Origin of the sequence: Paracoccus sp. MC1854 (genome assembly GCF_014164635.1) — a bacterium.
Taxonomy (GTDB): Bacteria; Pseudomonadota; Alphaproteobacteria; order Rhodobacterales; family Rhodobacteraceae; genus Paracoccus.
In genome coordinates, this window is sequence record NZ_JACJFU010000081.1 from 1 (window position 1) to 4016 (window position 4016).

The 4016-nt window shown below is 67.8% G+C and carries 6 protein-coding genes; all 6 read left to right on the forward strand.

All coding sequences use genetic code 11. The features are described 5' to 3' along the window. A partial coding sequence (locus tag H5395_RS17840; RefSeq protein ID WP_182793859.1) for a phage portal protein occupies window positions 1-672 on the forward strand: 672 nt, incomplete at its 5' end. Next, entirely contained in the window at window positions 669-1502 is an 834-nt protein-coding gene (locus tag H5395_RS17845) for a head maturation protease, ClpP-related (RefSeq protein ID WP_182793860.1), read from the forward strand. The genes H5395_RS17840 and H5395_RS17845, both read left to right, overlap by 4 nt. 11 nt (window positions 1503-1513) lie before the next feature. Beyond that, window positions 1514-2755, forward strand: a complete 1242-nt coding sequence (locus H5395_RS17850; protein WP_182793861.1) for a phage major capsid protein — start codon at window positions 1514-1516, stop codon at window positions 2753-2755. A 58-nt stretch (window positions 2756-2813) separates the two neighbouring features. Continuing rightward, on the forward strand, window positions 2814-3119 hold the full coding sequence (locus tag H5395_RS17855; protein ID WP_182793862.1) for a hypothetical protein: 306 nt from the start codon (window positions 2814-2816) through the stop codon (window positions 3117-3119). Continuing rightward, window positions 3119-3646 carry a head-tail connector protein gene (locus H5395_RS17860; RefSeq protein ID WP_182793863.1) on the forward strand — a complete coding sequence of 176 codons (528 nt, stop codon included), beginning with the start codon at window positions 3119-3121 and terminating at the stop codon, window positions 3644-3646. Before H5395_RS17855 ends, H5395_RS17860 begins: the two co-directional genes overlap by 1 nt. Before the next feature lie 2 nt (window positions 3647-3648). Then, window positions 3649-3834, forward strand: a complete 186-nt coding sequence (locus H5395_RS17865; RefSeq protein ID WP_182793864.1) for a phage head closure protein — start codon at window positions 3649-3651, stop codon at window positions 3832-3834. Window positions 3835-4016 lie beyond the last annotated feature (182 nt).

A 4016-nucleotide genomic window follows, 5' to 3' on the forward strand; every position in this document is an offset into this window, starting at 1 on the left:
CTGTCGTTGGCTATGGAAGAGCACGGCGCCTCGACCTTCCGCAATGGCGCCCGGGTCTCGGGCGTGCTTCGCCATCCCGGCCGGCTCGGGCAAGAGGCGGTGGCCAACCTCAAGGCGGGCCTCGACGAGTTCCGCTCGGGGGGCGAGCAGGAAGGCCGGCACCTTATCCTCGAGGAAGGCATGGACTATGCCCGCATGGCGATGACCGCCGAGGACGCGCAATGGATCGAGAGCCGGAAGTTCACCCGCGCCGACATCGCCATGTTCTTCGGGGTGCCGCCGCACATGATCGGCGACACCGAGAAGTCGACGAGCTGGGGCACCGGCATCGAGCAGCAGTCGATCGGCTTTGTCGCCTACACGCTCGAGGATCACCTCACGACCTGGGAGGAGACCATCGCCCGCGATCTGATCGATCCCGCGCGGGGTGATCTCTACGCCCGCTTCAACCGGGCGGCACTGGTCAAGGGCGACATCAAGGCCCGCTGGGAGGCCTATGTGAAGGGGCTGCAATGGGGTGTCTGGAGCCCCAACGAGATCCGCACGCTGGAGGACGAGAACCCGCGTGCGGGCGGCGACGTCTACTACCCGCCGCCGAACATGACGGCACCACCGGCGGCGAACCAGGAGGGCGACGGACCGCCGCCGGAGACAGAGGAGCGAGAGCCATGACGCTGCGCAGCGCACCCCCGATCAGCCTGTCGCGCCCGCCGAGGGTGCAGGCGTATGAGCCCGACCCGGGCTTGTTGGACCGGTGGCAGGCAGGTCTCCGCACCACCGACGCCAGCGCCGCGAATGTCATCAGCATGCTCGACGTGATCGGCGCCGACGGATGGACCGGCGAAGGTGTGACCGCCAGGCACATCGCCGCGACCCTGCGGTCGATCACCGCCGACGAGATCACCGTCGATCTCAACAGCCCGGGCGGCGACTTCTTCGAGGGCGTGGCGATCTATAACCTGCTGCGCCAGGACCCGCGCAGGGTCACGGTCCGCATCCTCGGGCTCGCGGCCTCCGCCGCCTCGGTGATCGCCATGGCCGGGGACGAGGTGCAGATCGGCCGTGCCGGGTTCCTGATGGTCCACAATGCCTGGGTGGTCGCCGTCGGCAACCGCCACGACATGGCCGCGGCCGCCGAGACAATGGTGCCCTTCGATGCCGCCATGGCCGAGGTCTACGCCGCCAAGGCTGGCGTCGATCCCGCACAGGCCGGCGCGTGGATGGATGCCGAGACCTGGTTCACCGGAACGCAGGCCATCGACGCCGAGCTCGCGGACAGGTTCCTCGCGGCCGACGTCATCGAGACCGAGACCAGCGGCAGCGGTCCGAGCGCGCTCAAGCGCATCGACAGCCTGCTCGCGAAGCAGAACATTCCCCGGTCGGAACGCCGTGCGCTTCTGGCCGATCTCCGCGGCACGCCGGGCGCTGCCGCATCCGTCATGCCGCGCGCTGACGACGACTGGGCCGCGCTCGCGCGGTCCCTCCTCCAAACGCTCACCTGAGAGGAAATCCCATGACCATGATGTCCCACCCTGCGCTCACGCGCGGGATCGTCGCTGTGCGCGCTGACGCCAGTGGCGATCCGAAGCAGATCTTCGCCGAACTGCAGCGCAGCTTCGAGGCCTTCAAAGCCGAACACAGTGATCAGCTGGCCGCGCTCCGAAAGGGCCAGGAGGATGTGGTCCGGGCCGAAAAGGTTGACCGCATCAATGCGGCTGTGGGCGAACTGCAGGCGGCCATGGATGCGCAGGCCGCGCAGATCGCAGCCCTGCGCATCGGCGGCTCGGGTGGCGCGCCCGGTCCCGTCGACGCCGCCTACAGCGAGGCCTTCCGTGCCCACTTCCGCAAGGGCGAGGTGTCGGCCGCACTGAACAAGGGCGCTGACTCCGAGGGCGGCTACCTGGCGCCGCTCGAATGGGACCGCACCATCACCGACAAGCTGGTCGAAGTCTCGCCCATGCGCCAGATCGCCTCGGTCCAGACGATCTCGGGGGCAGGCTTCCGCAAGCTCTTCTCGGCCCAGGGCTTCGGCTCGGGCTGGGTCGGCGAAACCGCGCCGCGGCCGCAGACCAGCACGCCGCAGTTCGGGCATCTCGACTACACCCCGGGCGAGATCTACGCCAACCCGGGCGCCACCCAGCAGATGCTCGACGATGCCGCGATCAACCTCGAGCAGTGGATCGCCAGCGAGATTGAGGCGGAGTTCGCCTACCAGGAGGGCATCGCCTTTGTCGCGGGAGACGGGGTCAACAAGCCCTCGGGGGTCCTGACCTACGCGGAGGGCGCCTCGAAGGCGACAGCGCATCCCTGGGGCGCGATCCCGACCATCACCGCGGACAGTACGACCGCGATCACCGCCGACGAGCTGATCGACCTCGTCTATTCGCTCCCCGGTCAGGCGGCACAGAACGGGCGTATCGTCGCCAACCGCAACACGCTCGCCGGCATCCGCAAGCTCAAGGACGGCCAGGGCAACTACCTCTGGCAGCCCTCCTTCACCGAAGGTCAGCCGCAGAACGTGCTCGCTTATCCGGTGACCGAGATGGCGGCGATGCCCGATGTCGCGCCTGGGGCCATGCCGCTTGCCTTCGGCGACTTCCGCCGCGGCTATCTGATCGTCGACCGCACCGGCGTGCGCGTCCTGCGCGATCCCTTCACCAACAAGCCCTATGTCCATTTCTACACGACCAAGCGCGTGGGCGGCGGCCTGCTCAATCCCGAGATGCTGCGGGTCCTCAGGATGGCCGCAGCCTGATCCAATCAGCCCGGCCATGCACGCCGGGCGCCCACCCCCTGTCCGAATGGAGGCCATCATGGCTGCGAAGAAGACTGATGCCGGATTGAAAGCCGATGCGGCTGCGATCGAGAACGGCACCCACGGTGTCGCTGATCCTGCGCCGGCGGCAGCGCTGGAGGACGCCTCGGGCGCGATCATCGAACCCGCAATCACCGACGCCGTCGACGTGAGCCACGAGAGCGTCGACGCCAATCCGCGCGAGGGCACCACCGCTGCGCAGAATGCCATCGACTGGAACGACCCCAAGCGGGTGAGGCCTGATGAGGCCGACTTCACCGGACACGGTGTCGACCGGGCCGTCTACGGCAAGGTCGCGGACTGATGCGGCTGGTCCTCGTCGTCCCGCCCGCCGCGCAGCCGATCACCCTGACCGAGGTCAAGGCGCAGGCCCGCGTCACGCATGATGACGAGGATCTGCTGCTCCAGCATTACATCGACGCCGCCACCGCCTGGCTCGACGGCCCATCCGGCATCCTCGGTCGCTGCCTCGTCACCCAGACCTGGCGCGCGGAACTGGCCGCTGTCACCGGGCCGGTCCAGCTACCGTTTCCTGACAGCACTATCGACAGAGCCGTGTTCACCGATGCGGAAGGCGGCGAGCTGGCCTATGACGTCGTCCTGCACGACCAGCCTCCGCTGCTGCGGCCGAGCTCTGGTGCCGGCCGCCCCGCGGCGATCACCTTCACCGCAGGCTATGGCGCGCCGGCCGAAGTGCCCGCCGCCATCCGGCAGGCCATGCTGCTGCTGGTCACGCAATGGTACGAGCATCGGCAGATTACCGGCACCGGAAACGCATTGCCCTTCGCGGTCGAGGCGCTGCTCGCGCCGTATCGCAGGGTCCGGCTGTGAGAATGGCAGCGGGGCGGCTCAATCAGCGCGTTACCTTCCAGGGGCACGTCATGATCGAGACCGACATGGGTGGCGTCATCGAGGGTTGGGAGGATCGATTTACCCTCTGGGCTCATGTCCGCTATCTGCGCGGCTCTGAAGCCTATTGCGCGACAATCTTGATGAGACGCGCGCGTCAATCTGGATGAGCTTCTACGTCGCGGCGTCTGGCAGGGTATCAGCGTGATTGTCGCTGGCAAGGCCCTGCGGGCCGGGTGATTGACGCTCCGCGACAGACTGGGGCGTATTGTTGATTGTCGCGAATGCGGCCGGTCGTCCCCGTGTCCGCTTTGCCTCCATGGCGCTGCGCCGGCGATAGCTTTCGACATTC

Excerpts from the sequence above, each read along its gene's own strand:
- H5395_RS17855 (WP_182793862.1), top strand. The coding sequence starts at position 2,814 with ATGGCTGCGAAGAAGACTGATGCCGGATTGAAAGCCGATGCGGCTGCG.
- H5395_RS17865 (WP_182793864.1), top strand. The coding sequence starts at position 3,649 with ATGGCAGCGGGGCGGCTCAATCAGCGCGTTACCTTCCAGGGGCACGTC.
- H5395_RS17860 (WP_182793863.1), top strand. The coding sequence starts at position 3,119 with ATGCGGCTGGTCCTCGTCGTCCCGCCCGCCGCGCAGCCGATCACCCTG.
- H5395_RS17845 (WP_182793860.1), top strand. The coding sequence starts at position 669 with ATGACGCTGCGCAGCGCACCCCCGATCAGCCTGTCGCGCCCGCCGAGG.
- H5395_RS17850 (WP_182793861.1), top strand. The coding sequence starts at position 1,514 with ATGACCATGATGTCCCACCCTGCGCTCACGCGCGGGATCGTCGCTGTG.